Below are 26,322 nucleotides of genomic sequence, written 5' to 3'. Positions count from 1 at the left end.
TCATGAGTAAATTCTGGAGCCCGTTCGTCAAGGATCTGGTGCCGTATGTGCCGGGCGAGCAGCCAAAGCTGACCAAACTGGTCAAGCTCAACACCAACGAAAACCCCTACGGCCCGTCGCCAAAAGCCCTGGCGGCGATGCAGACCGAACTCAACGACAACCTGCGTCTGTACCCGGACCCGAACAGCGATCTGCTGAAAAACGCCGTCGCCAACCACTACGGCGTGCAGAGCAATCAAGTGTTCCTCGGCAATGGTTCGGACGAAGTGCTCGCGCACATCTTTCACGGTCTGCTGCAACACGAGCAGCCGCTGCTGTTCCCGGACATCAGCTACAGCTTCTATCCGGTGTATTGCGGTCTGTACGGGATCCAGTTCGATGCCGTGCCGCTGGACGCGCAGTTCCAGATCAACCCGGCGGACTACGCCAAACCGAACGGCGGGATCATTTTCCCCAATCCGAACGCACCGACCGGTTGCCTGCTGGCGCTGGAGGCGGTCGAGCAGATCCTCAAGGCCAGCCCTGATTCGGTGGTCGTGGTGGATGAGGCCTACATCGACTTCGGCGGCGAAACCGCGATCAGTCTGGTGGACCGTTATCCGAACCTGCTGGTGACCCAGACCCTGTCCAAGTCGCGCTCGCTGGCCGGCTTGCGCGTCGGTCTGGCGGTGGGGCACCCGGATCTGATCGAGGCGCTGGAGCGAATCAAGAACAGCTTCAACTCCTATCCGCTGGATCGTCTGGCGATTGTCGGCGCGGCGGCGGCGTTCGAGGATCGCGAGTACTTCGACAGGACCTGCCGTCTGGTGATCGAGAGCCGTGAATGGGTGATCGCGCAATTGCAGGCCAAGGGCTTTGAAGTGCTGCCTTCGGCGGCGAACTTCATCTTCGCCCGTCACCCGCAACACGATGCCGCGGGTCTGGCGGCCAAGCTGCGCGAGCAGGGTGTGATCGTGCGTCACTTCAAGCAGGAGCGGATTGCCCAGTTCCTGCGGATTTCGATCGGTACGCCGGAGCAGAATCAGGCGCTGATCGACGGCCTCGGCAACCTCTGACCCGCCGCTGAACCTGTGGGAGCGAGCCTGCTCGCGAAAGCGGTTTTTCATTCAACATCCTTGCTGAATGTTTTGCCCCCTTCGCGAGCAGGCTCGCTCCCACATTGGTTTTGTGTTGGTTATTCGTGATGCGGTTCGCCAAGGAACGTCAGCGAACTGAACAGCCCGCGACTGTTCACATCCGCGCTGTCCTTCACCGGCACTTCCACCTGCGCCGCAATCACATTCAACCCTTCATTACGCACCAGCACTTGCGCACGACCGTCCTTGTCCGTTTCAGTGTTCAGGGTGTTCGGTGCATTGCGATAGTCGCCAATCAGCTTCACGCCCGCTGCCGGTTTGCCATCGAGCAGCACCCGTACCGGCAGTGATTTGCCCGGGCCGACGGTCAGCGGGTCGACCTCCGGCAAAATCAGCAACTTGATCTGCTCAAGCCTGGGCAACTTTGCTCCCGGTTGATAAATCGCCAGGCTGTACTTGAGCGTCTCGGTGGCTTCGACAGCACCCGGCACTTTGCTGCGGCCTTCGTTGATCCATTTTCTGTCGGCGGTTTGCGACCACATGCCGTTGTTCAGTGCGACGGCCATGACCGCCGGTGTTTTTAGCGGCTTCAGGAGCGCGTGATCGGGCAGGCGTTCGACACTCACCGGGATCATTTTGCCGCTTGTGTCATAGGCCCAGGTGCCGCTGATTTTCTGCGCCTTGAAGGCATTGTCCTCGGCGCCGTGGCCGTAGATCACTTCGATGTTGCCGCGCCGTTGTTCGGTCCACAGGCCGTGGGCCGAGGCCTGAGTGGCGAACAGGGCGGCGATGATCAGTAGGGTTTTGCCGTATTGCATGGTGACGTCCTTTTACAGGTTGAGTGTCAGGCTGACGGTGAAATTGCGCGGCTCGCCGGGGTTGACCCAGTAGTTGCTGTAGGAGCGCTCGTAGTATTTTTCGTCGAAGAGGTTGTTCAGGTTCAGGCCAACCGTGACGTTGTCGCTGGCCTTGTAATGGGCCAGCAGATCGACGGTGTGATAGGCCGGCATTTCAAAATCACCGCCGGCTTCACCGGAGCGATCGCCGACATAGGTGAACGCCGCGCCGACGTCCGAGCCGCGCAAATGGCCGTCCTGAAATTCGTACACACCGAGCAGGCTGCCACTGCGCTTGGCCACGCCGAGGATGCGGCTGCCGGTCGGGATTGCCGCGTCGCCCTTGGTCACTTCAGCGTCGATGTAAGCGAAGGCACCCATCACCCGCACGGCATCGGTCACTTGCCCGGTCACTTGCCAGTCGAAACCGCGACTGCGCGCCTTGCCCATTGCACGGCTGGTATCGGTGTTCGGATCGAGGGCGAGGACGTTTTCCTTGTCGATGTGGAAGAAGGCGAGGGTGCTGCTCAGGCGCTCGTCGAACAGTTCGTTCTTGATCCCGATTTCGTAGCCGACACCTTCTTCGGGATCGAAGGATTTGCCGGAGGCGTCGAGGCCGTTATTCGGTTTGAACGAGGTCGAGGTGTTGGCGAACAGGCCGGTGTTCGGCGTCAACTGATAGAGCAGGCCGGCGCGTTGGGTGAGGGCGTCGTGAGTCTGCTGGCTTTTGGCATCGCGGGTGTGATCGTCGATGCGTTGATCAAAGTGTTCGAAGCGTGCGCCGATCATCCCGCGCAGTTTGTCGGTGAAGATGATTTGATCCTGCAGGTTCAGTGCGTGGCTTTCGACGTGTTCGAAGAAGTCAGTACCCGAGCGTGGGCCGTTGGGTTTCGGTTGGCCGTAGATCGGCTTGTAGATGTCGATGGCGTAGGGACCGCCGGCGATGGTAGTGACGCGTTCGTTCTTGCGGTAGTTCTCGTACTCGGTGCCGATCAGCAGTTCGTGCTGCCATGGGCCGAGGTCGAACAGACCGCGCAGCTCCAATTGGGTGATGCTGTCGTGCCAGTTAGTGTCCCGTTCGCGGTAACGTCGGTTGACCGTGTGACCATCGGCGTTCAGCGCACGACTTTCAGACGCGTCGCCCCACAGTTTGCCTTCCTTGTAGTGGCTGGCCAGACGCAGTTTCCAGCTGTCGTTGAGGTGATGTTCGAGGGTGGCCTGGAGCAGGTTGTTGTGGTTGTCGATGTTGCCGTCGTTCGGTTCACCGAGGAAGGTCGAGCGCGAAACGCCGCTCCATTTGTTGTTCGGTGCGACGATTCCTCGGTCGAACGTGGAGTTGTGCCGGACGATTTCGCTTTCCACCAACAACGAAGTGTCCGGGCTCAGTTGCCAACTGATCGAAGGTGCGACGAAGACCCGCTGGCTGTCGACGTGATCACGGAAGCTGTGGTTGTCTTCGACCGCAAGGTTGATTCGCGAGAGCACGTCCCCCTGCTCGTCGAGCTGCGTGTTGACGTCCAGAGCCGTGCGATAACGATCCCAACTGCCAGCGCTGGTCTGCAGGGTGGTGAACGCTTCGGGCTGCGGCTTTTTGGTGACGATGTTCACCGTGCCGCCAGGATCGCCACGGCCATACAGGCTCGCGGCCGGTCCTTTGAGGACTTCGATGCGCTCCACATTGGCCGCGTCCGGCGTGCTCGGGTAGCCGCGATTGGCGCTGAAACCGTCCTTGTAGAACTCCGAGGTGATGAAGCCGCGTACGCTGTATTCGTACAGCGTCAGGCCGCCAAAATTGTTCTGCTTCGACACGCCGCCGGCAAATTCCAGTGCGCGTTCGACATTGTGGCTGCCCAGATCCTTGAGCACGCTGGCCGGCACCACGCTGATCGCTTGGGGAATGTCGCGGATGGCGGTGTCGGTTTTGGTTGCACTGGCGGAGCGCGTCGCGCGGTAGCCGCTGACCGGCCCGCTGGGGGATTCATAATCGGAAGTGACGCTGATGGCGTCGAGTTCGAGGGGTTGCGGATCTTCGGCGAAGACCGGATCGCCCAGCAGGCCCAGGGTCAGGCCAAGCAGCGAAGCCTTTTTTCGAGACGACATGTTATGTTGTTCCAATCGTTAAATTGAAACAATATAACATGCCTGTTGAGAGTGTCTTTCATTCGCGCACTCGGCGCGAATAAAGTTTTACTCTTCTTCTTTCACCGGTGCAGGCGGCGGACGCAGGCCGATTTCAGCGGTGAGCTTCAGTTCTTTGCCGTTGCGCATGACCTGAATGGTCACTTTGTCAGTCGGCTTGATCCGCGCCACCTGGTTCATGGACTTGCGGCCATCACCGGCCGGTTCGCCGTCGATACTTAGAATCACGTCACCCAGTTGCAGGCCGGCCTTCTGTGCCGGGCCATCGCGGAAGATCCCCGCCACGACAATCCCCGGACGCCCGGACAGGCCAAACGACTCGGCCAGTTCCTGGGTCAGCGGTTGCACTTCAATACCGAGCCAGCCACGAATCACCTGACCGTGCTCGATGATCGATTTCATTACTTCCATCGCCAGTTTCACCGGGATCGCAAAACCGATGCCCTGCGAGCCGCCGGACTTGGAGAAGATCGCCGTATTGATGCCGGTGAGGTTGCCGTTGGCATCGACCAGCGCGCCGCCGGAGTTGCCCGGGTTGATCGCCGCGTCGGTCTGGATGAAGTCTTCGTAGTTGTTCAGGCCCAACTGGTTACGCCCGGTGGCACTGATGATGCCCATGGTCACGGTCTGGCCGACGCCGAACGGGTTGCCGATGGCCAGCGCGACATCGCCGATGCGGATGCTGTCGGAGCGGCCGACGGTGATCGCCGGCAGGTTTTTCAGGTCGATCTTCAGCACCGCGAGGTCGGTTTCCGGATCGCTGCCGATCACCCGGGCGAGGGTTTCGCGACCGTCCTTGAGTGCCACCACGATCTGGTCGGCGCCGGTGGTCACGTGGTTGTTGGTCAGAATGTAGCCTTCCGGGCTCATGATCACCCCGGAACCGAGGCTCGATTCCATGCGTTTCTGCTTCGGCGAGTTGTCACCGAAAAAACGCCGGAACTGCGGGTCTTCAAACAGCGGGTGCGCCGGTTTGTTGATGACCTTGGTGGTGTAAAGGTTGACTACCGAGGGTGCGGCGATGGTCACTGCGTCGGCATAGGACACCGGCCCCTGCTGCACGCTGGTGGTCTGCGGAGCCTGTTGCAGGTTGACATCGAGGCTCGGCAGCCCGACCCACTGCGGGTAACGCTGAATAATCAACAGAGCGATAAGCACACCGGCCAACAGCGGCCAGCCGAAAAAACGCAGCGCCTTGAGCATTAAGCACGTCCTGGAAAAGTTGCAGGCGGGGTCAGACCGCCCATAATGTCGCGCATTATACGAGGCCGCGCGCGCCTCTGAACGGGATTTTCAGGAGTCTTTCATGGCCGTCGCCCTCAGCACCCTCGTCGAAGAAGCCGATCGTTACCTCGGCAGTGCGAAAATCGCCGATTATTGCCCCAACGGCCTGCAGGTCGAAGGCCGTCCACAGGTGATGCGCATCGTCAGTGGCGTCACCGCCAGTCAGGCCTTGCTTGACGCGGCGGTGGAGGCCGAGGCGGATCTGGTGCTGGTGCATCACGGTTATTTCTGGAAAGGCGAGAACCCGTGCATCACCGGCATGAAGCAGCGGCGCTTGAAGACTTTGCTCAAGCACGACATCAGTCTGCTCGCCTATCACTTGCCGCTGGATCTGCATCCGGAGGTCGGCAACAACGTGCAACTGGCGCGTCAGCTGGACATTACCGTTGAAGGGCCACTGGATCCGGACAACCTCAAAATTGTCGGACTGGTCGGGTCGTTGAGCGAGCCAATGACCCCAAGGGATTTCGCCCGCAAGGTTAAAGACGTCATGGGCCGCGAGCCGCTGCTGGTCGAGGGCAGTGGGATGATTCGTCGGGTCGGCTGGTGCACCGGTGGCGGGCAGGGCTATATCGATCAGGGCGTGGCGGCGGGTGTCGATCTGTTCCTCAGTGGTGAAGCCTCCGAGCAGACCTTCCACAGCGCGCGGGAAAACGACATCAGCTTCATCGCCGCCGGCCACCATGCTACCGAGCGCTATGGCGTGCAGGCGTTGGGTGACTATCTGGCGAAGCGCTTCGCCCTCGAACACATCTTCATCGATTGTCCGAACCCGATCTAAGGCTAAACCTTATTTCAGTGTGGGAGCGGGCTTGCTCGCGAATGCGGTGGTTCAATCAGCGGCGATGTTGGATGACACACCGCTTTCGCGAGCAAGCCCGCTCCCACAGGAACAGCATTGCCCGGCCGAACCGGCAGGCATATTCATATGCCCTTTCGATCTAGTAGGCGTCCTGATTAGAAGAGGTCGCTGTGCTAGGATTCCCCGCTCGAACACGGCCCGCTGGCCGTTCATAAGAAAGCTTTCGTGAGTAGCCATGGTCGACAAACTGACGCATCTGAAACAGCTGGAGGCGGAAAGCATCCACATCATCCGCGAGGTGGCCGCCGAGTTCGACAACCCGGTGATGCTGTACTCCATCGGTAAAGACTCCGCCGTGATGCTGCATCTGGCGCGCAAGGCGTTCTTCCCGGGCAAACTGCCGTTTCCGGTGATGCACGTCGACACTCGCTGGAAATTCCAGGAGATGTACAAGTTCCGCGACAAGATGGTCGAAGAGCTGGGCCTGGACCTGATCACCCACATCAACCCCGATGGCGTGGCGCAGAACATCAACCCGTTCACCCACGGCAGCGCCAAACACACCGACATCATGAAGACCGAGGGCCTGAAACAGGCGCTCGACAAGCATGGTTTCGACGCCGCGTTCGGCGGCGCCCGTCGCGATGAAGAGAAATCCCGTGCCAAAGAGCGCGTGTACTCGTTCCGCGACAGCAAGCACCGCTGGGACCCGAAAAACCAGCGCCCTGAGCTGTGGAACGTCTACAACGGCAAGGTCAACAAGGGCGAATCCATTCGGGTGTTCCCGTTGTCGAACTGGACCGAACTGGACATCTGGCAGTACATCTACCTCGAAGGCATCCCGATCGTGCCGCTGTACTTCGCCGCCGAGCGCGAAGTGATCGAGAAGAACGGCACGCTGATCATGATCGACGACGACCGTATCCTCGAACACCTGTCTGACGAGGACAAGGCACGCATCGTCAAAAAGAAAGTGCGTTTCCGTACCCTTGGCTGCTACCCGTTGACGGGCGCGGTGGAGTCCGAGGCTGAAACCCTCACGGACATCATTCAGGAAATGCTCCTGACGCGAACTTCCGAGCGCCAGGGCCGGGTCATCGACCACGATGGCGCAGGCTCGATGGAAGACAAGAAACGTCAGGGTTATTTCTAAGGGGTTGTCATGTCGCACGCATCTGATTTGATCAGCGAGGACATCCTCGCCTACCTGGGCCAGCACGAACGTAAAGAGCTGCTGCGCTTTTTGACCTGCGGTAACGTCGATGACGGCAAGAGCACCCTGATCGGGCGCCTGCTGCACGACTCCAAGATGATCTACGAAGATCACCTGGAAGCGATCACTCGCGATTCGAAGAAAGTCGGCACCACCGGTGACGACATCGACCTGGCGTTGCTGGTCGATGGCCTGCAGGCTGAGCGTGAGCAGGGCATTACCATCGATGTCGCCTACCGCTATTTCTCCACCGCCAAACGCAAATTCATCATTGCCGACACCCCTGGCCATGAGCAGTACACCCGCAACATGGCCACCGGTGCCTCCACCTGTGACCTGGCGATCATCCTGGTCGACGCCCGTTACGGCGTGCAGACCCAGACCCGCCGCCACAGCTTCATCGCCTCGTTGCTGGGCATCAAGCACATCGTCGTCGCCATCAACAAGATGGACCTGAAAGACTTCGATGAAGGCGTGTTCGAGTCGATCAAGGCCGACTACCTGAAGTTCGCCGAAGGCTTGAAGATGAAGCCGACCAGCATGCACTTCGTGCCGATGTCTGCCCTCAAGGGCGACAACGTGGTGAACAAGTCCGAGCGCTCGCCTTGGTACAAAGGCCAGTCGCTGATGGAAATCCTCGAGACCGTGGAAGTGGCGGGCGACCGCAACTTCACCGATTTGCGTTTCCCGGTGCAGTACGTCAACCGTCCGAACCTGAACTTCCGCGGTTTCGCTGGCACCCTCGCCAGCGGCATCGTGCACAAGGGCGACGAAGTGGTGGTTCTGCCGTCGGGCAAGAGCAGCCGCGTCAAATCCATCGTCACCTTCGAAGGTGAGCTGGAGCAGGCCGGCCCGGGTCAAGCGGTGACGCTGACCATGGAAGACGAAATCGACATCTCCCGTGGCGACCTGCTGGTGCATGCCGACAACGTGCCGCCGGTCACCGACAGCTTCGAAGCGATGCTGGTGTGGATGGCTGAAGAGCCGATGCTGCCGGGCAAGAAATACGACATCAAGCGCGCCACCAGTTACGTGCCGGGCTCGATTGCCAGCATCGTCAACAAGGTCGACGTGAACACCCTCGAAGAAGGCCCGGCGAGCGCGTTGCAGCTCAACGAAATCGGCAAGGTGAAGATCGCGCTCGACGCGCCGATCGCCCTCGACGGTTACGACAGCAACCGCACCACCGGCGCGTTCATCGTCATCGACCGTTTGACCAACGGCACCGTCGGCGCCGGCATGATCGTCGCTCAGCCAGTGGCTCATGGGACTGCCTCGCACCACGGCAAACTGGCTCACGTTGCCACTGAGGAACGTTCCCAGCGTTTCGGTCAGCAGCCAGCGACCGTGCTGTTCAGCGGCCTGTCGGGCGCGGGCAAGAGCACGCTGGCCTACGCGGTCGAGCGCAAGCTGTTCGACATGGGCCGTGCGGTGTTTGTGCTCGATGGTCAGAATCTGCGTCACGACCTGAACAAAGGGCTGCCGCAGGATCGTGCCGGTCGTACCGAGAACTGGCGGCGTGCTGCGCATGTGGCGCGTCAGTTCAACGAGGCGGGTCTGTTGACTCTGGCGGCGTTTGTGGCGCCGAGCGCCGAAGGTCGCGAGCAGGCCAAGGATCTGATCGGCAAGGAGCGTCTGCTCACGGTTTATGTGCAGGCTTCGCCGGCGGTATGTGCCGAGCGTGATCCGCAGGGCTTGTATGCTGCGGGTGGCGATAATATTCCGGGTGAGTCGTTCCCGTATGACGTGCCGCTGAATGCTGATCTGGTGATCGACACGCAGTCGCTGTCGTTGGAAGAGAGCGTCAAGCAGGTGCTGGATCTGCTGCGCAAGCGTGGCGCGATTTAAGCTTTAGCCGGAAATGAAAGGCCCGCGGATGAGTGATCATCGGCGGGCTTTTTTATTGGAGGCGATTTGGTTTTCGGCGATGGCGGCCTTTGGGCCGACCATGCTTTGGGTGGGTTGTGTGAATATCCGTTTCTTCGGGTGTTGCTGATTGCGGTTCCGCCCTTACGGCGGGTCACTTTTTACAAACGCCTAAAAAGTAACCAAAAAGGCTTGCTCCTGCGTTCGGCCCGCTCGCTGGGGCTCGGGGTCCCTTCGCTGCGGGATTGATCCGGGCGCAGCGCCTACGGTTTGCTTCGCTGCACCTCCTCTCGCTGTGTTTGGCTTCGCCAAACGGTCGCTGCGCTCCCACCCCCGGATCAATCCCTACGCTCAGCCTTCCGACGTCGCCCGTGGATCAAGATCAAAAGCTTTCGGCGAGCTGACACTCGGCCATTTGAGTGTTGAAAAGCGTGCGCCTGGCTTTAGCTTTTCCTGTGGGAGTTGGCTTGCCAGCGATGGCGGCCTGACAGCCGACCAATCTCTACCTGAATACACCGGTTTCAAACTGTGGGAGCGGGCTTGCTCGCGAAGGCGGCCTGACAGCCGACCAATTTCTACCTGAATACACCAGGTTCAAACTGTGGGAGCCTGGCTTGCCAGCGAAGGTGGTCTGACAGCCGACTAATCTCTACCTGAATACACCGTGTGCAAACTGTGGGAGCGGGCTTGCTCGCGAAGGCGGCCTCACAGCCGACCAAGCTCTAACTGAATGCACTCCATCCAACTGTGGGAGTGAGCCTGCTCGCGATAGCGGTATGTCGTTCAACATTGGGAGTGGCTGTTCCACCGCTATCGCGAGCAGGCTCGCTCCTACAGGGGATTAGCGTTTGTCTGGGAATTCGCGGTGCATCTGCTCCAGCAGCGCATCCTTGTCCTGCCACAGCTGGTTGATCCAGCCCTGGAATTGCAGGCGATATTCGCCGTCCTGGTCGTAGTTCTTGCCGATGAAGGCCGGCGGGATTTTCAGTTCTTCAAAGTGCACCACCACGTCGCGTACGTTGCCGCACAGCAGATCCCAGAAACCCGGACGCCCTCCTGGATAGTGAATGGTCACGTTGACGATCGACTCCAACTGCTCACCCATCGCATCGAGCACAAAGGCGATGCCACCCGCCTTGGGTTTGAGCAGGTATTTGAACGGCGATTGCTGCTGCACATGTTTGCCTTCGGTGAAGCGTGTGCCTTCGACGAAGTTGAAAATCCCCACCGGGTTGTTGCGGAATTTCGCGCAGGTCTTGCGCGTGGTTTCCAGGTCTTTGCCTTTCTTCTCCGGGTGCTTTTCCAGATAGGCCTTGGAGTAGCGCTTCATGAACGGGAAGCCCAGCGCCCACCAGGCCAGACCGATCACCGGAACCCAGATCAGCTCCTGCTTGAGGAAGAATTTCAGCGGCTGGATGCGGCGGTTGAGCACGTATTGCAGCACCAGGATGTCGACCCAACTCTGGTGGTTGCTGGTGATCAGGTATGAGTGTTGGTAGTCCAGACCTTGCAGGCCGCTGATGTGCCAGCGGGTGCGGCGCACCAGGTTCATCCAGCCTTTGTTGTTGCTGATCCAGGCTTCGTGGGTGTGGCTCATCAGCCACAGTGAGGCGCGGCGGGCGAGGTCGAAGGGCAGCACTTTGATCAGCGCCACGCAGAACAGGAACGAGCACAGCAGAATCGTATTGAGCGCCAACAGCAGCGCGGCGATCACGCCGCGAATCGGGGCGGGCAGGAAGTCCAGCATTTACACATCCATAGGTCGGTTGGCGGCTTGAATCGCGGTCAGGGCGATGGTGTAGACGATATCGTCGACCTGCGCGCCGCGCGGCAGATCGTTCACCGGTTTGCGCAGGCCTTGCAGCATCGGGCCGAGGCTGACGCAGTCGGCGCTGCGCTGCACGGCTTTGTGGGTGGTGTTGCCGGTGTTCAGGTCGGGGAACACGAATACCGTGGCGCGCCCGGCCACCTGGCTGTTCGGCGCCAGTTGCCGGGCGACGTCTGCGTTGGCAGCGGCGTCGTATTGCAGCGGGCCGTCGATCAGCAGCGAGTGCTGTTGCTCGTGGGCGAGCAGGGTGGCTTCGCGGACTTTCTCGACTTCTTCACCGCTGGCGGATTCGCCGCTGGAGTAACTGATCATCGCCACGCGCGGGGTGATGCCGAATGCTGCTGCGGAATCAGCGCTTTGCAGGGCGATCTCCGCCAGTTCGGCGGCGCTCGGGTGCGGGTTCATCACGCAGTCGCCGTAGACCAGCACTTCTTCGGGGAACAGCATGAAAAACACCGACGACACCAGCGTACAGCCCGGTGCGGTCTTGATCAGTTGCAGGGCCGGGCGGATGGTGTTGGCGGTGGTGTTGATCACGCCCGAGACCAGGCCGTCGACCTCATCCAGCGCGAGCATCATGGTGCCGATCACCACGGTGTCTTCCAGTTGCTGTTCGGCCATCGGCGCGTTGAGGCTTTTGCTTTTGCGCAGGGCGACCATCGGCTCGATGTAGCGCTCGCGGATCAAGTCCGGATCGAGGATCTCCAGCCCCGGCGGCAACTCGATACCTTGCGCACGGGCCACGGCTTCGACGTCTTCGGGTTTGGCCAGCAGCACGCAACGGGCGATGCCGCGCTCCTGGCAGATCGCCGCCGCTTGCACGGTGAGCGGCTCGCTGCCTTCGGGCAGCACGATGCGTTTGTTCGCCGACTGCGCCCGTTGAATCAGTTGGTAGCGGAATACCGCTGGCGACAGACGCATTTCCCGTGGTGTGCCGCAGCGTTGATGCAGCCATTTGGCGTCGAGATGGCTGGCGACGAAGTCAGTGATGATCTCCGCACGTTCGCGGTCATCGATGGGGATTTCCTTGTTCAGGCCATTGAGCAGGTTGGCGGTGTCGTAGGAGCCGGTGCTCACCGACAACACCGGCAGGCCAGCCTGCAACGCGCCTCGGCACAAATCCATGATGCGTGGATCGGGCAGGGTGTCGCTGGTCAGCAACAGCCCGGCCAGCGGTACGCCATTGAGTGCCGCGAGGCTGACCGCGAGGATGATGTCGTCGCGATCACCCGGGGTCACCACCAGTACGCCGGGCTTGAGCAGCTCCACAGTGTTGCGCATGGTCCGTGCGCAGATGATGATTTTGGTCATGCGCCGGGTTTCGTAATCGCCGGCGTTCAGCACCTGCGCGCCCATCAGGTCGGCGACGTCGCGGGTACGCGGTGCATTGAGTTCGGGTTGAAACGGAATGCAGCCGAGCAGGCGGAAATCACCGCTGCGCAACAACGGCGAATGCTCCTTCAATCGTGTGGCGAAGGCATCCATGCTCTCCTCGGTCTTGACCTTGTTGAGGATTACGCCGAGGACTTTTGGATCTTTCGGGCCGCCGAACAATTGCGCCTGCAATTCCACGCGACCGGAAAGTTCGGCGAGCACTTCGTTTTCCGGGGCCGAGACCAGAATCACCTCGGCATCCAGGCTTTTCGCCAGGTGCAAATTGACCCGCGCGGCGTAGCTGGCGCTACGGGTCGGCACCATGCCTTCGACCACCAGCACGTCTTTGCCGATGGCAGCTTGCTGATACAAGGCGATGATTTCTTCGAGCAACTCGTCAAGCTGACCGTCGCCGAGCATCCGCTCGACATGGGCCAGGCCCAGTGGCTGCGGCGGTTTCAGGCCGTGGGTGCGCGCCACCAGTTCGGTGGAGCGCTCCGGGCCAGTGTCGCCCGGATGCGGCTGGGCAATCGGTTTGAAGAAGCCGACTTTCAATCCGGCCCGCTCCAGGGTACGCACCAGCCCGAGGCTGATGGAGGTCAGACCCACGCCAAAATCGGTGGGCGCGATAAAAAAAGTTTGCATGCGGATTCTCTAAAGGTGCATGGCAATGGTGGCGATCTATACGTGACCGCCTACCGCAATTCAGTCGCCAAGGTTATCGCTAACCGAGCCTTGTGCGCACCAACCGCAGGCAAAGGGTTGGCCTATTTTTTCAATACGTTGCGCCGGGTCCAGGACCCATGGCCGCGATTGCCACGGCGGCTGGTGACGCAGGTGCTGGGTGTGGCCACAGGAAAGCTCGGCCACCCAGTGACCGTCTTCATCCTGATGGAAGCCGGCGATTGTCGAATCCCGTTTGTCCGGGTTGTGTTCGCTTTCGCGCGATTGCTTCGCTAAACTTGGCCTTTCTATATTCTTATGCAAAAGGTCTCGCCCCATGCTGATCGCCGCCAATAAGGCTGTCTCCATCGACTATACCCTGACCAACGACGCTGGTGAGGTCATCGACAGCTCCGCCGGCGGCGCTCCGCTGGTCTACCTGCAAGGCGCAGGCAACATCATCCCGGGCCTGGAAAAAGCTCTGGAAGGCAAAGCTGTTGGTGATGAGCTGGAAGTGTCCGTTGAGCCGGAAGACGCTTACGGCGAATATGCTGCCGAACTGGTCAGCACCCTGAGCCGCAGCATGTTCGAAGGCGTTGACGAGCTGGAAGTCGGCATGCAGTTCCACGCTTCGGCGCCGGACGGCCAGATGCAGATCGTGACCATCCGTGACCTGGACGGCGACGACGTCACCGTCGACGGCAACCACCCACTGGCCGGTCAGCGCCTGAACTTCAAAGTGAAGGTCGTTGCTATCCGTGACGCCAGCCAGGAAGAAGTCGCTCATGGCCACGTCCATGGCGAAGGTGGCCATCACCACTGATTTTCTGCGCTAAGCTTCGAGTACTGGAGAGGCGCCTGCGGGCGCCTTTTTAGTCCGCGGCTGTCCTTGGTGCTCTCGCCAAGTGGCTGTTTCGAGTAGAACACGGGAATCTGGAGTCCGTCATGAGTGCTTTTCACGACCTTAAGTTGACAGCCCTGGATGGTCAGGAGCTACCGCTGGCGCCTTTCAAAGGCCAAGTCGTGCTGGTGGTCAACGTCGCCTCCAAATGCGGCTTGACCCCACAGTACGCGGCGCTGGAAAACCTCTACCAGCAATTCAAGGGCAAGGGCTTCAGTGTGCTGGGCCTGCCGTGCAACCAGTTTGCCGGTCAGGAGCCAGGTACCGAACAGCAAATCCAGGAGTTCTGCAGCCTGAACTATGGCGTGACGTTCCCGTTGTCGAGCAAGCTTGAAGTCAACGGCCATGATCGTCATCAGCTGTACCGCTTGCTGGCGGGCGAGGGGGCGGAGTTTCCGGGGGATATCACCTGGAACTTCGAGAAATTCCTGCTCGGCAAGGATGGCCGGGTATTGGCGCGATTCTCGCCGCGCACGCCGCCGGATGATCCGACCATTGTCCACGCGATTGAAAAAGCGCTGGGCTGAAACACAAAAATCGCAGCCATCGAGCTGCGATTTTTTTTGCCTGACTTTTGACCCTTAATCATTCAGATCAATAGTGCTGTTCAGAGGCGCTGACGGTTCATATTATCGCCGTCATAAAGTCATTCCCTGTGGAGCCTTCCAATGCCGGTGCAAGCCCTGTTCAAACCGTTCCACCTCGGTGCCCTCGAACTGCCGACCCGCGTGGTGATGGCGCCGATGACCCGCTCGTTTTCCCCGGGTGGCGTACCCAATTCCAAAGTGATCGAGTACTACCGTCGCCGCGCTGCGGCCGGTGTTGGCCTGATCATCACCGAAGGCACCACCGTCGGTCACAAGGCTTCCAACGGTTACCCGAATGTGCCGCAGTTCTTCGGCGAAGCGCCACTGGCCGGCTGGAAAAAAGTCGTCGACGCGGTGCATGCCGAGGGCGGCAAGATTGTTCCGCAACTGTGGCATGTCGGCAGCGTGCGCCGCATCGGCACCGAGCCGGACGCCAGCGTCCCGGCTTACGGCCCGACGGAAAAACTCAAGGATGGTCAGGTCGTGGTGCACGGCATGACCAAACAGGACATTCAGGACGTGATCGCCGCGTTCGCCCAGGCCGCCAAAGATGCGCAAGGCATCGGCATGGACGGCGTGGAAATTCACGGCGCCCACGGTTACCTGATCGACCAGTTCTTTTGGGAAGGCAGCAACCAGCGTACCGACGAATACGGCGGTAGCCTGGCCAACCGTTCGCGCTTCGCCATCGAGCTGATTCAAGCGGTGCGTGCGGCAGTCGGTGAAGGCTTCCCGATCATCTTCCGTTTTTCGCAGTGGAAGCAGCAGGATTACACCGCGCGTCTGGTGCAGACCCCGGAGGCGCTGGGCGAATTCCTCAAGCCTTTGTCGGATGCCGGCGTGGATATTTTCCACTGCTCGACGCGGCGTTTCTGGGAGCCTGAGTTCGACGGTTCCGAGCTGAACCTCGCCGGCTGGACGCGCAAGCTGACCGGCAAACCGACCATCACCGTAGGCAGCGTCGGTCTGGACGGCGAGTTCCTGCAGTTCATGGTCAACACCGACAAGGTCGCGCAACCGGCAAGTCTGGAGAAACTGCTGGAGCGTCTGAATAACGACGAGTTCGATCTGGTGGCAGTGGGCCGTGCGCTGCTGGTGGATCCGGACTGGGCGCTGAAAGTCCGTGAAGGGCGTGAGCAGGACATTCTGCCGTTCAGCCGTGAGGCGTTGATGACCCTGGTTTAGGCGTCGCCATTACCGACCCCTTCGCGAGCAGGCTCGCTCCCACAGGTTTCTCTGGGTTCACAGAATCTGTGTTCACTGAAGATCCCTTGTGGGAGCGAGCCTGCTCGCGAAGGCAGGTTCAAAATCAGCAAAGATCTAAGGTAATGTCTGCGCATTCGGCAACACCTGCTCCCGCAGACACGCGCCACGCAAATGCTTTTCAAACTGCTCGATGATCGCCGCCCACCCTTGGCGACTGGCATGCTGGCGCGCATTCAGGCGCACGCAACGCAAGGTCTCATCCTCCTCCAGCAACCACGCCGCCGCATCGCAGAACGCATCCTCATCTCCGGGCATCGCCAACACGCCGTTGTAACCGTGGCGAATGTGCTGCGCTGCCGCAGCCTGATCGTACGCCACCACCCCCAGCCCTGACGCCAGAGCTTCCAGCACCACATTGCCGAAGGTTTCGGTCATGCTTGGGAACAGGAAGATATCGCCGGACGCATAGTGCGCCGCCAGCGCTTCGCCGCGTTGTGAACCACAGAAGATCGCCTCGGGCAGCTCCTTTTCCAGCGCAGGCCGTTGCGGCCCGTCGCCGACCACGATCAGCTTCAGCTTGCGCTGTGGATAAGTGCGGCACAGGGTGTCGAAGCAGCGCTTGAGCAGGCCGAGGTTCTTTTCCGGGGCCAGCCGGCCGACGTGAATCACCGCGATGTCCTGCTCGCTCAGGCCCCATTGCTCACGCAAGCCGTTCAGGCGCTTGGCCGGGTGAAACAATTGGCTGTCCACGCCGCGAGAGAGCAGGGCGAGGCGGTCGAAATGCCGACGCTCCAGTTCCAGGCGCTGACTGACGCTCGGCACCAGGGTCATTGCCGAGCGATTGTGAAACCAGCGCAGATAATGGGTGAGCAAGCGCGTCAGCAAACTCAGTCCGTACTGGTTGGTGTACTGCTGAAAATTGGTGTGAAAGCCGCTGACCACCGAGATCCCCAGGCGTCGCGCCGCACGCAACGCCGACAAACCGAGCGGGCCTTCGGTGGCGATGTACAAAACGTCCGGGCGATGACGCTTCCAGCGCCGCAGCAGCTTGTGCATCGACGACTGTCCCCATTGCAGACCGGGATAACCCGGCAACGGCCAGCCTCGACACAACAGCAAGGCATCGTCCTCGACGCGCTGCGGATCTCCCGCCTGGCGCGGTCGCACCAGTTCCACCTGATGCCCACGCGCGCGCAAGCCATCGCACAAGCGACCAAGGGTATTGGCCACCCCGTTGATTTCCGGTGGGAAGGTTTCGCTGATCAGGGTGATATGGAGAGCTGTCGTCATGACCTCAGTGTCGGCTGAGGCCATGTCGTGCTTGTGACGTTCGGATGATGGATTTGTGACCGGCTCAGCTCTGCGCGACAAGATTCTCCGCACCGCGTTCACGCACCCAGAACAACGTCGCCCCGGCCACTGCAGCCGGCATCATCAGAATGTTCACCACCGGAATCAGCAGCGCCAGATAGACGATCCCGCCAAAACTCATGCTCTGCCAGCGTTTCTGCCGCAGCCAGGCGAGCATCTCGTTCCAGCCCAGTTTGTGGTTGTCTGCCGGGTAGTCAATGTACTGGATCGCCATCATCCACACGCCGAACAGCAGCCACAGCGGGGCGGCGACGATGTTCACTACCGGGATGAACGAGAGAATGAACAGGCCGATCGCCCGCGGCAGGAAGTAGCCGAGTTTGCGCATTTCCCGGGCGAGGGTGCGCGGGATCATCGCAATCAGTTCGCCCCAGCTGAAGGCCGGGAAATCATCGGTGCCGCGTACCACCACTTCGACTTTTTCCGCGAGGAAACCGTTGAACGGCGCAGCGATCACGTTGGCGAGCATGGTGAAGGTGAAGAACACCATCAACGCCACCAGCACCACGAACAGCGGCCAGAGGATGTAGCTGAGGAAACTCAGCCAGTCGGGCAGCGACGGCATCAGGCTGTCGACCCACAGGCTGAACTGATGGCCGGCCAGATAGATCAATCCGACGAACAGCACCAGGTTGATCGCCAGTGGCAGCAACACGAACAGGCGCAGGCCCGGGCTGAGAACCAGTTTGAGGCCTTCGCGCAGGTATTGCGGGCCGGACAGAACAGGGGCGGGCATAAGGTGCTCCGAGCAAGGGTAAACGCGCCGACCTTACCGACTTTGCAACAGGTGCTAAAGCGCGGCAGAGCGATCGACATTCACTGTAACAAAGACGTCGATCTGGTCGGAGTCTGCGTATAGAGACCACCTATGAGCTGGATTGTTAATCCGTATTTCCTTAATCTTGCCCCCCTCGATACGCTGCACCCAACTTTTTACAGGACTGTAGAGCTCATGCCTTCCCCAAGGTTATCCACAGTCCTTTTTTATTCCCGCCGGCAGTCCGGCGTTCCGCGCCAGTGTTTCGGCCCGGTCAACAGGAGCAGGTCATGTCTGAAGTCCGTCATTCGCGAGTGATTATTCTCGGTTCCGGCCCTGCCGGTTACAGCGCTGCGGTCTACGCCGCCCGTGCCAACCTCAAGCCACTGCTGATCACCGGCATGCAGGCCGGCGGTCAGCTGACCACCACCACCGAAGTCGACAACTGGCCAGGCGACGTGCACGGCCTGACCGGTCCGGCCCTGATGGAGCGGATGCGTGAGCACGCCGAGCGTTTTGAAACCGAGATCGTTTTCGATCACATCAACGCCGTGGACTTCGCTGCCAAGCCGTACACCCTGACCGGCGACAGCGCGACTTACACCTGCGACGCCCTGATCATCGCTACCGGTGCCAGCGCTCGTTATTTGGGCCTGCCGTCGGAAGAGGCGTTCATGGGCAAAGGCGTTTCGGCCTGCGCGACCTGCGACGGTTTCTTCTACCGCAACAAGCCAGTGGCTGTGGTCGGCGGCGGCAACACCGCTGTAGAAGAGGCGCTGTACCTGGCCAACATCGCCAGCACCGTGACCCTGATCCACCGTCGCGAAACCTTCCGCGCCGAGAAGATCCTGATCGACAAGCTGAACGCCCGCGTGGCCGAAGGCAAGATCATCCTCAAGTTGAACGCCAACCTCGACGAAGTGCTGGGCGACAACATGGGCGTGACCGGTGCGCGCCTCAAGAACAACGACGGCAGCTTCGACGAGATCAAAGTCGACGGCGTGTTCATCGCGATCGGCCACACTCCGAACACTTCGCTGTTCGAAGGCCAGTTGACCCTGAAAGACGGTTATCTGGTGGTGCAGGGCGGTCGTGACGGCAACGCCACTGCCACCAGCGTCGAAGGTATCTTTGCTGCCGGTGACGTGGCTGACCACGTTTACCGTCAGGCCATCACCTCGGCCGGCGCCGGCTGCATGGCAGCACTGGACACCGAGCGTTACCTGGACGGTCTGCAGAACGCTTCGTTCTAAATCGCAGGCACAAAAAAACCGGCTTCGGCCGGTTTTTTTATGCCCGTATTTCCGCTACATCGCATAACCCTGTGGGAGCGGGCTTGCTCGCGAAAGCGGTGTGTCAGACAAAGAAAAGTCGCCTGGCACGGCGCCTTCGCGAGCAAGCCCGCTCCCACAGGGGATGGCGTTGGCTATGGAAATCAGCGACGGGTCAGGGGCTGCGTTTCGAACTTCACACCCGCCAGACCGTGCTTGATCAGCGCGCGAATATTGCCGTGGTCGCTGCCTTCAGGCGTCGCCACCACCGAGCGGTAATGCTCGCCGAATGCCAGCAGCGCTTCTTCATCGCTCAAGCCTTCCAGTAGCGCCAGACCCAGGGTCTTGCACGAACCTTCGTTCTGCCCGGCGGCGTTTTCCACGCCACCGTTGTTGAACGCCTGAGGCTGATAGTCGTAACCGGCGGCGATGAAAGCCAGGGTGTCGGCGAAAAGGTGTTCGCCGCTCTTGAGGCTGGCGCGCAGGGTGTTCAGATCACTCATTGGGTTTTCCTTTGGCGAACGCCGCCTGTTGTTCGGCGCTGGCTTCTTGCTGGTATTGGGCTTTCCATTCGGCATAAGGCATGCCGTAAACCACTTCACGGGCGTCGTCGAGGCTGACCTCGATCTGACGGTCATCGGCGGCAGCCTTGTACCATTTGGACAGGCAGTTGCGGCAGAATCCGGCGAGGTTCATCAGGTCGATGTTCTGCACGTCCTTGCGGCTGTCCAGATGGGCGACCAGCCGGCGGAAAGCGGCGGCTTCGAGTTCGAGGCGTTGTTGCTCGGTCATGGGAGTCTCTGCGAGACAGCTTCAAGCGACGAGCTTCAAGCTGCAAGATGGGTGGCGTTGATATGAAGTTTACAGCTTGCCGCTTGAAGCTTGAAGCTAGCGGCTCGCTGCAAGCGTTATTGACACCGACTCGGCAAAACGCAGCGCATGCGGCTTGTCGACTTCGACTTCGGCGTACAGCACTGCAGCATGAGTCATCACCAGATCCAGCAGTTCCTGGGTCAGGCGTTCGAGCAGCGCAAAACGATTGCCCTCGACGTGGGCGATGATCGCCTTGGTGATGGTGCGGTAATTCAGCGCGTGATCGATGTCGTTGTCGCGCACCGCTTCCTGCGCTGCGTACAGGATGGTCAGGTTGATCAGCACATCCTGCTTGTTGAGGATCTCGTCCTCGTTGATCCCGATAAAGGTGCGCAAGCGCAGATCCTTGACCCGGATGCGCGCCATTCCCGGTTGAAGTTGTGACATTTACTTGCTCCGTCCAATCAATTGCAGGAACTCCTGGCGGGTGTTGCTCGAGTCGCGAAAGGCGCCGAGCATGACCGAGGTGTTCATGGTCGAATTCTGTTTCTCGACACCGCGCATCATCATGCACATGTGCCGGGCCTCGATGACCACCGCGACGCCGGCGGCATCGGTGACCTGTTGCACCGCATCGGCAATCTGCCGGGTGAGGTTTTCCTGAATCTGCAGGCGCCGGGCGAACATGTCCACCAGCCGCGCGATCTTCGACAGCCCCAGCACCTTGCCTGTCGGAATATAAGCCACGTGGGCCTTGCCGATGAAGGGCAGCAGGTGATGTTCGCACAACGAGTAGAGCTCGATGTCGGCGACGATGATCATCTCGTCACTGTTGGAGGCAAACAGCGCGCCGTTGACGATCTGATCCACACTCTGCTCGTAGCCGTGACACAGGTATTGCATGGCCTTGGCCGCGCGCACCGGGGTATCGAGCAGACCTTCGCGGTCGGGGTCTTCGCCGAGGCCGATGAGGATCTCGCGGTAATTCTCGGGCAGGGAACGGCTCATGGGTGATCCTCGCGCAGCAGCTTATTTGACGTGCCGTCCGCCGTTGACGGTCAGGGTTGTGCCGGTGACATAGGGGTTGTCGAGCAGATAGCGCAGGCTCTGGTAGATCACTTCGCTGCCGGGTTCGATGCCCAGCGCGGATTTGGCCAGCGCCCTGGCGCGGTACGCCGCGTCGTCGTCGGGATTGAACAATAGCAGGGCCGGCGCGATGCCGTTGACTTTGATTGCCGGCGCATAGCGCGCGGCGAAGGACAGGGTCAAGCTGTCGAGCCCGGCCTTGCTGGCGCAATAACCGATGTGCTTGCTGCTGCCCTTGCGCGTGACGTCGTCGCTGATGTGGATGATGTCGGCCGGGATCGAGCGCTTGAGCAGGTCGGCGCAGTGCAGGTTGATCAGATACGGCGCGAGCATGTGTACGTTGAGCATACGCGAGAAGGCCTCGGCTTCACTGCCCGGGGTTTCCGCCAGCCATTCGGAGGCGTTGTGGACGATGGCGCGCAGGCAGTCGGTGTGGCTTTTCAGTTCATCGATGAAGGCGAGGATGGTGGCTTCGCTGGAGAAGTCCGCGAACACCGCGACAGCGCCCAGATCTCGCAGGGCTTGTACGCCCGGACGTTCGCTGCGGTAGGTGAAGATGACCCGATGGCCGTCTTCAAGCAAACGCTGTGCGCAGTGCAGACCGACACGCTGGCCGGCACCGGTGATGAGGATCGGGGCGGAGGATATGGACATGAACGGCTCGCGTCGCGGTTGGAGCAAAAACTATAACAGCGACATGAGCCATGCACCTATCGTCGGCCTTACCAATACCTGTGGGAGCGAGCCTGCTCGCGAATGCGGTGTCTCAGTCGACATCAATGTTGAATGGCAGTCCGTATTCGCGAGCAGGCTCGCTCCCACACAGAGATCATCGATTCTGCGTAGAGGGTGTTGCAGGCAAAGGTCGCGCAGGCACAGCGTTCAACCAGTTCGCCAGCAACCGCGTCGACAACGGAATAAAGAAATACACCATCAATGGCGTCAGGCACGCCGTGCTGATCAATACCCGTGGCAGCAGGCTCATCTCGCCGAGCAGCGGTCCGAGGACAAAGTTGAACAGCAGCGACACCGGGAAGAACGCCAGCCAGATCGCCACAGCCTGTTTCCAGCGTGGTGGCCGTTGACCGGCAGCGCCGAACCAGCCTTCGATGCCGCTGACCCGATGCTCCTTGGGATGCTCGAACAGATCGCTGCCCCGCGCCAGCCACGCGGTACGCGAGACCGAGTGCTCCCAAGCGTGCAGGGTCTGCTCGTCGACGAAGCGGAAAATGATCTGGAATTCGTTGTCACCGGGTGGCGGAGCGAGCACGCCGGAACCCAGATAACCGGGAAAGTCCGTGGCCAGTTGTTCGCCTTCGCGCAGCCAGGCAATCAGGTCCTGATAGCGGCCGTCGGCGACGCGACGCGCAACCATCAGCGTGACGGGGGAAGTAGACATTGTGTATCTCCATATTTCGAGTGCGGCGCTCCGGGTAGGAGGTTTCGCAATGCGCAAGCCGGGGTGGGGCCTGCGCTTTTCAACAAGCAAGGATTATTCCCGATTTTGATGACAGTTTCAGAGACTTTCGTCTCTGTTTATTGGGTTGAACCGACAGAGGGCATCGGATGTAGAATGGGATCCAAATTTACCGAGCGGACACACCAGCACCATGGCTGTTATCACGGACGCTAACCCTGCCTCGCAGGCTTCTGTCGCACTTGAGCGCGAAGAGTTGTTCCCTATTCGGGAGGTGTCGCGGCTGACCGGCGTCAACCCGGTAACGCTGCGTGCATGGGAGCGCCGCTACGGTTTGATTCAGCCGACGCGCACCGAAAGCGGGCACCGGTTGTATTCGATGACCGAAATCGAGCGCGTGCGCAGCATCGTCGACTGGATCGATCGCGGCGTGGCCGTGAGCAAGGTCGGCAAGATCCTGGCGAGGACCGAGCCGCTGAAAGCCTTGGCCCATATCATCCCCGATGATCTGGTCCAGGCCGATTACGCGCAATGGCAGCAGCAGGTGCAATTGGCCGTCAGTTCGTTCGACGACCGCGCGCTGGATCAGGTTTACAACCAGATCTTCTCGTCCTACTCGCTGCCGGTAGTGTTTCAGAACATTCTCATGCCTTTGTGGCTGCAGATGTTGCAGCGCCAGGATGCCTTCGGGCAGACCAGCGAGTGGCTGTTTTTCGACGGGTTCCTGCGGGCGCGGGTGTTGCAGCGGATCGTCGCGCTGCGCGGCACCCAGCCGCGCAAAGTGATTGTCAGCGCGCTGGCCGGCCAATGCCGCGAGCTTGAGTTACTGGTTGCCGCGTTGTTTCTCAGCGGCAATGATGCGGGCGTGCGGGTGCTGACCACCGGCCAGCCATTCGATGAGTTGGCGCTGGTGTGCGAGCGGATCAAGCCGCAGGCGCTGGTGCTGTTTTCCAACCATGCCCCCACCGCGGATTTGCCGCGCCGTCTGAATCGACTGGCCTTGAGTCTCGACTGTCAGGTAATGCTCGCCGGCGACGCTGCCGATCTGGCACAGGACAGTCTGGCCGGATCGTCGATCGGTTGTCTGGGCAATGAAGGAGCGACGATGCGTCAGCGCATGACGCAATTTCTCGCAGGTACGCTGGATACCTGAATATCAGGTGTGCAGGGCGGGGTGGGTCAGACGGTGTTGTTGCAGGATGAACTGGCGCAGCCGTTCGGTTTCATCGGCGTCGGTCTGGCTCAGCTCGTAGGCGTAGAAGCCGTGCTCGGTTTCGCGCTCGAAGTTGCCGCGCAGGGAAATCCGCTCGTAACCTGAAGGGCTGAACCACAGCGCGAAATGCTTGGGCGGTTTGGTCTTGTTGCGCATTTCCAGCAGCACGCCTTTGTGCGACACCTCGTGCACCCACATCATGCCCGGTTGGCCTTTGGCATTTTCCAGCGCGACCGGCTCTTCGAGAGTCAGGCGCCATGGGCGAATCATCGGCCCGTCTTCGTAAATGCTCGGCACGCCCAGGCGCAGGTGCAACGCGTGGAATTCGTCTTCCACCAGGTGCAGCGGAAAGGTCATTTGCTGATTTTCGAAATTGGCCTGAATGGTCACTTGCTCGTGAGCCGCCAGGCGTGTGAGCAGGTCACGGATCTGCGAACCTCCATTGACCAACAGGCTCGACGTCGCATCCCGCACATTGAGCTGCGGGTTGTGCTGCATGGTCTGGATGAAATCCAGCTCATCCTGGGTCAGGAGTGCGTCGCGTTGCATGGCCTGGCTCGAAAGAAATAGTTACAAAGTCATTGGTGATTGTAGTTACTGACACTTAGTTCGCAGTTTTGTTTGCGCCGTTCGTCGCTTTCAGGGCGGCGAGTTCGGCTTGCAAGGCGGCAACTTGTGCTTCCAGTTGTGCAACGCGTTGCTGCGCCTTGACCTGAACCGTGACATCTTTCTGCACACCGACGAAATAAGTCTGGCCGTCATCAGCGTTTTTCACCGTCGAAAGCGACAGTTCGTTCCAGAACGGGGTGCCATCCTTGCGATAGTTGCGCAGGATTTCCCGGCACGCCCCGCCGTTGTGCAAGGTGTCGCGAATCAGCGACAGACCGGCTTGATCGCGGTCTCCTGACTGCAGAAAGCGGCAGTCCTGATAAAGTATCTCTTCACTGCTGTAACCGGTCAGGCGTTCGAAGGCCGGGTTCACGTAAATCAGGATGTTGTCCTGCTCGCCTTCCTTTTCGGCCACCACGATTCCATCGTTCGACGCGTTGATCACCATTTGCAGCAGACTGGCGTTGATCATCAATGAATCCTTTCAGTGTCGATAATGGCTGGCATTCTAGAAGTTCCAACGCCGCTGTCTACTGGCTATCACGGCGAATCGGGGCTGGATCGCGGCTTTTGCGTCGGACTGCTACTATCGCCGCTCTTTTTTTCAGCTTCAGGATCAGATTGATGAAAGTCGCCATCCTCTCCGGCTCGGTTTACGGCACGGCCGAAGAAGTCGCCCGTCACGCGCAGAACCTGCTGAAAGACGCCGGTTTTGAAACCTTCTACAACTCGCGCGCCAGCCTGGCGGATATTCAGGCGTTCGCACCTGAAGTGTTTCTCGCGGTGACGTCTACCACTGGCATGGGCGAGTTGCCGGATAACCTGCAGCCGTTGTATTCGGCGATTCGCGACCAGTTGCCAGCCGCGTGGCGCGGTTTGCCGGGCGCGGTGATCGGTTTGGGCGATGCCAGTTACGGCGATACCTTCTGCGGTGGCGGCGAACTGATGCGTGAATTGTTCGCCGAGCTGGGTGTGCGCGAGGTGCAAGAGATGCTGCGTCTGGACGCCAGCGAAAGTGTGACCCCGGAAACCGACGCCGAGCCATGGCTGGCGCAACTGATCGCCACGCTCAAGGGCTGATCGCGCGCTCACGCAGCAGAGCCAGCCAGGCCTGCGCGGCTTTCGACAGATAGGCGCCCCGGCGCCAGATGAAGGCGATGTCCCAGCGCAGATACTCTGGCGCGCGCAAGGTCAGGCGCACCACGCCCGGACGCTCCAGTGCCCGGGCGACCACGCTGGGCAGCAGCACCACGCCTTGCCCGGCGGCCACCAGTGCCACGAGAAAATCCGCCTGCCCGCTGCGCCCGCCTTCTTTCGGGGTAAAGCCCAATTGCTGGCAGGCCTGCAGTAAACGGTCATTGAGCACGAAGCTGCGCTGATACAACAGGAACGGCGTGTCGGCCAATTCCTCAAGGCCAATCTCGCCGCGCCCCGCCAACGGATGATCCACCGGCAATAACGCATCGAGTTTCTCATCGCAGAACGGCTGGAAATCGAACTGCGGATCTTTCGGCAGCAGGCTCCCGCCTAACTCCAGTTCGCCGCTGAGCACCGCTTGCTCGACATTGCGGCTGCCGCCTTCAAGCAATTGAATGCTGATGTTCGGATAGCGCCGCCGATACTCGGCGAACAACCCGGCGAACAGTGCATCACTGCCCAACAGCGGCAGACCGAGGCGCAATTCGCCGCGTGCCAGTTGGCTCAGATCATCCAGTTCACTGAGCAATTCATTGCGCAGGCGCAACATGCCCTCGGCGCGTTGCAGCACCACGCTGCCCGCAGCGGTCAGGCGCAGTTGCGAGCCGAGTCGTTCGAGCAACGGCGTGCCGAGGCTCTGTTCCAGTTGCGCGACTTGCTTGCTCACCGCCGACTGGCTGATGTGCAGGGTTTTCGCCGCCTGGGTGAAACCGCCCTGATGCATGACTTCGACAAAACTGCGCAGCTGTTTGAATTCCATCATCCGATTCCATTGTGGAATAGGGCTGAGTCTAACAATTCGCTTCTGGGATG

27 protein-coding genes are annotated in these 26,322 nt (G+C 60.3%); 10 read left to right on the top strand and 17 right to left on the bottom strand.

Annotated elements, in window-relative coordinates:
* Window positions 1–2: 2 nt before the first annotated feature.
* A complete protein-coding gene (gene hisC / locus VLA07_RS03860) occupies window positions 3–1,055 on the top strand; it encodes a histidinol-phosphate transaminase (RefSeq protein ID WP_333988437.1) in 1,053 nt (350 codons plus the stop codon).
* Window positions 1,056–1,174: 119 nt separating this feature from the next.
* Here the strand turns inward: hisC and VLA07_RS03855 are convergent, their stop codons facing one another.
* The 3 genes from VLA07_RS03855 to algW form a co-directional block, all read right to left on the bottom strand.
* Window positions 1,175–1,894 (bottom strand): DUF4198 domain-containing protein, encoded by a 720-nt coding sequence (locus VLA07_RS03855; RefSeq protein ID WP_333988436.1) that lies wholly within the window; start codon window positions 1,892–1,894, stop codon window positions 1,175–1,177.
* Between the two features lie 12 nt (window positions 1,895–1,906).
* Window positions 1,907–4,012, bottom strand: coding sequence for a TonB-dependent siderophore receptor (locus tag VLA07_RS03850; RefSeq protein ID WP_333988435.1), 2,106 nt, complete (start codon window positions 4,010–4,012; stop codon window positions 1,907–1,909).
* Between the two features lie 87 nt (window positions 4,013–4,099).
* Complete coding sequence (algW, locus tag VLA07_RS03845; RefSeq protein WP_096795365.1) at window positions 4,100–5,254, bottom strand: Do family serine endopeptidase AlgW; 1,155 nt, start codon at window positions 5,252–5,254, stop codon at window positions 4,100–4,102.
* Between the two features lie 103 nt (window positions 5,255–5,357).
* Between algW and VLA07_RS03840 the strand changes: the two genes are divergently transcribed.
* From VLA07_RS03840 to cysN, 3 genes are all read left to right on the top strand, one after another.
* On the top strand, window positions 5,358–6,116 hold the full coding sequence (locus VLA07_RS03840; RefSeq protein WP_027610860.1) for a Nif3-like dinuclear metal center hexameric protein: 759 nt from the start codon (window positions 5,358–5,360) through the stop codon (window positions 6,114–6,116).
* Window positions 6,117–6,372: 256 nt separating this feature from the next.
* Complete coding sequence (gene cysD, locus VLA07_RS03835; RefSeq protein WP_003221715.1) at window positions 6,373–7,290, top strand: sulfate adenylyltransferase subunit CysD; 918 nt, start codon at window positions 6,373–6,375, stop codon at window positions 7,288–7,290.
* Window positions 7,291–7,299: 9 nt separating this feature from the next.
* Window positions 7,300–9,198 carry a sulfate adenylyltransferase subunit CysN gene (gene cysN, locus VLA07_RS03830; RefSeq protein ID WP_027610861.1) on the top strand — a complete coding sequence of 633 codons (1,899 nt, stop codon included), beginning with the start codon at window positions 7,300–7,302 and terminating at the stop codon, window positions 9,196–9,198.
* A gap of 859 nt (window positions 9,199–10,057) precedes the next feature.
* On the opposite strand, the gene VLA07_RS03825 is transcribed toward cysN, so the two are convergent.
* From VLA07_RS03825 to VLA07_RS03815, 3 genes are read right to left on the bottom strand one after another with little or no spacing between them, the layout of a single operon-like run.
* A complete protein-coding gene (locus VLA07_RS03825; RefSeq protein WP_333988434.1) occupies window positions 10,058–10,963 on the bottom strand; it encodes an acyltransferase in 906 nt (301 codons plus the stop codon).
* Entirely contained in the window at window positions 10,964–13,063 is a 2,100-nt protein-coding gene (pta, locus tag VLA07_RS03820) for a phosphate acetyltransferase (protein ID WP_098967230.1), read from the bottom strand.
* A gap of 60 nt (window positions 13,064–13,123) precedes the next feature.
* Window positions 13,124–13,450, bottom strand: a complete 327-nt coding sequence (locus VLA07_RS03815) for a DUF3565 domain-containing protein (RefSeq protein ID WP_333988433.1) — start codon at window positions 13,448–13,450, stop codon at window positions 13,124–13,126.
* On the opposite strand from VLA07_RS03815, the gene VLA07_RS03810 reads away from it, so the two are divergent.
* From VLA07_RS03810 to VLA07_RS03800, 3 genes are all read left to right on the top strand, one after another.
* The gene (locus tag VLA07_RS03810) at window positions 13,419–13,904 is read left to right on the top strand and encodes an FKBP-type peptidyl-prolyl cis-trans isomerase (RefSeq protein WP_007968032.1); all 486 of its coding nucleotides are present in this window, start codon (window positions 13,419–13,421) and stop codon (window positions 13,902–13,904) included. The two genes, VLA07_RS03815 and VLA07_RS03810, sit on opposite strands and share 32 nt — an antisense overlap.
* Before the next feature lie 122 nt (window positions 13,905–14,026).
* A complete protein-coding gene (locus VLA07_RS03805; protein ID WP_027610864.1) occupies window positions 14,027–14,509 on the top strand; it encodes a glutathione peroxidase in 483 nt (160 codons plus the stop codon).
* A 141-nt stretch (window positions 14,510–14,650) separates the two neighbouring features.
* Window positions 14,651–15,754: an NADH:flavin oxidoreductase gene (locus VLA07_RS03800; RefSeq protein ID WP_330208006.1), complete on the top strand. Its 1,104-nt coding sequence runs from the start codon at window positions 14,651–14,653 to the stop codon at window positions 15,752–15,754.
* Between the two features lie 135 nt (window positions 15,755–15,889).
* Here the strand turns inward: VLA07_RS03800 and VLA07_RS03795 are convergent, their stop codons facing one another.
* Together VLA07_RS03795 and cysZ are read right to left on the bottom strand one after the other, a co-directional pair.
* Window positions 15,890–17,089, bottom strand: coding sequence for a glycosyltransferase family 4 protein (locus VLA07_RS03795; RefSeq protein ID WP_333988432.1), 1,200 nt, complete (start codon window positions 17,087–17,089; stop codon window positions 15,890–15,892).
* Between the two features lie 40 nt (window positions 17,090–17,129).
* Window positions 17,130–17,882 carry a sulfate transporter CysZ gene (cysZ, locus tag VLA07_RS03790; RefSeq protein ID WP_330208004.1) on the bottom strand — a complete coding sequence of 251 codons (753 nt, stop codon included), beginning with the start codon at window positions 17,880–17,882 and terminating at the stop codon, window positions 17,130–17,132.
* A gap of 311 nt (window positions 17,883–18,193) precedes the next feature.
* On the opposite strand from cysZ, the gene trxB reads away from it, so the two are divergent.
* Window positions 18,194–19,156, top strand: coding sequence for a thioredoxin-disulfide reductase (trxB, locus tag VLA07_RS03785; protein WP_003221727.1), 963 nt, complete (start codon window positions 18,194–18,196; stop codon window positions 19,154–19,156).
* A 182-nt stretch (window positions 19,157–19,338) separates the two neighbouring features.
* Here trxB and VLA07_RS03780 read toward each other — a convergent pair whose 3' ends face one another.
* The 6 genes from VLA07_RS03780 to VLA07_RS03755 form a co-directional block, all read right to left on the bottom strand.
* Window positions 19,339–19,677 (bottom strand): HopJ type III effector protein, encoded by a 339-nt coding sequence (locus VLA07_RS03780; RefSeq protein WP_247267899.1) that lies wholly within the window; start codon window positions 19,675–19,677, stop codon window positions 19,339–19,341.
* Window positions 19,670–19,966, bottom strand: a complete 297-nt coding sequence (locus VLA07_RS03775; RefSeq protein WP_007968038.1) for a DUF1244 domain-containing protein — start codon at window positions 19,964–19,966, stop codon at window positions 19,670–19,672. Before VLA07_RS03775 ends, VLA07_RS03780 begins: the two co-directional genes overlap by 8 nt.
* Window positions 19,967–20,062: 96 nt before the next feature.
* Window positions 20,063–20,434, bottom strand: coding sequence for a dihydroneopterin triphosphate 2'-epimerase (gene folX, locus VLA07_RS03770; RefSeq protein WP_007968040.1), 372 nt, complete (start codon window positions 20,432–20,434; stop codon window positions 20,063–20,065).
* Entirely contained in the window at window positions 20,435–20,995 is a 561-nt protein-coding gene (gene folE / locus VLA07_RS03765) for a GTP cyclohydrolase I FolE (protein ID WP_333988431.1), read from the bottom strand.
* A 21-nt stretch (window positions 20,996–21,016) separates the two neighbouring features.
* Window positions 21,017–21,721, bottom strand: a complete 705-nt coding sequence (folM, locus tag VLA07_RS03760; RefSeq protein ID WP_442962678.1) for a dihydromonapterin reductase — start codon at window positions 21,719–21,721, stop codon at window positions 21,017–21,019.
* 181 nt (window positions 21,722–21,902) lie between these two features.
* A complete protein-coding gene (locus VLA07_RS03755; protein ID WP_027610870.1) occupies window positions 21,903–22,472 on the bottom strand; it encodes an antibiotic biosynthesis monooxygenase in 570 nt (189 codons plus the stop codon).
* A 211-nt stretch (window positions 22,473–22,683) separates the two neighbouring features.
* Here VLA07_RS03755 and VLA07_RS03750 point away from each other — a divergent pair, with 211 nt between their 5' ends.
* Window positions 22,684–23,643 carry a MerR family transcriptional regulator gene (locus tag VLA07_RS03750; RefSeq protein WP_096795375.1) on the top strand — a complete coding sequence of 320 codons (960 nt, stop codon included), beginning with the start codon at window positions 22,684–22,686 and terminating at the stop codon, window positions 23,641–23,643.
* A 3-nt stretch (window positions 23,644–23,646) separates the two neighbouring features.
* Here the strand turns inward: VLA07_RS03750 and VLA07_RS03745 are convergent, their stop codons facing one another.
* Both VLA07_RS03745 and VLA07_RS03740 read right to left on the bottom strand, forming a co-directional pair.
* Entirely contained in the window at window positions 23,647–24,252 is a 606-nt protein-coding gene (locus tag VLA07_RS03745; RefSeq protein WP_027610872.1) for a hypothetical protein, read from the bottom strand.
* Window positions 24,253–24,307: 55 nt separating this feature from the next.
* Window positions 24,308–24,784: a PAS domain-containing protein gene (locus VLA07_RS03740; RefSeq protein WP_027610873.1), complete on the bottom strand. Its 477-nt coding sequence runs from the start codon at window positions 24,782–24,784 to the stop codon at window positions 24,308–24,310.
* Window positions 24,785–24,936: 152 nt separating this feature from the next.
* Here VLA07_RS03740 and VLA07_RS03735 point away from each other — a divergent pair, with 152 nt between their 5' ends.
* A complete protein-coding gene (locus VLA07_RS03735; protein ID WP_333988430.1) occupies window positions 24,937–25,392 on the top strand; it encodes a flavodoxin in 456 nt (151 codons plus the stop codon).
* Here VLA07_RS03735 and VLA07_RS03730 read toward each other — a convergent pair.
* Window positions 25,382–26,269 (bottom strand): LysR family transcriptional regulator, encoded by an 888-nt coding sequence (locus tag VLA07_RS03730; RefSeq protein WP_330208000.1) that lies wholly within the window; start codon window positions 26,267–26,269, stop codon window positions 25,382–25,384. The two genes, VLA07_RS03735 and VLA07_RS03730, sit on opposite strands and share 11 nt — an antisense overlap.
* Window positions 26,270–26,322 lie beyond the last annotated feature (53 nt).

The sequence above is a fragment of the Pseudomonas sp. S3(2024) genome, assembly GCF_036861315.1.
GTDB lineage: Bacteria > Pseudomonadota > Gammaproteobacteria > Pseudomonadales > Pseudomonadaceae > Aquipseudomonas > Aquipseudomonas putida_A.
Note: the sequence above shows the minus strand (reverse complement) of the source record. Positions and strands in the feature narration are given on the sequence as shown.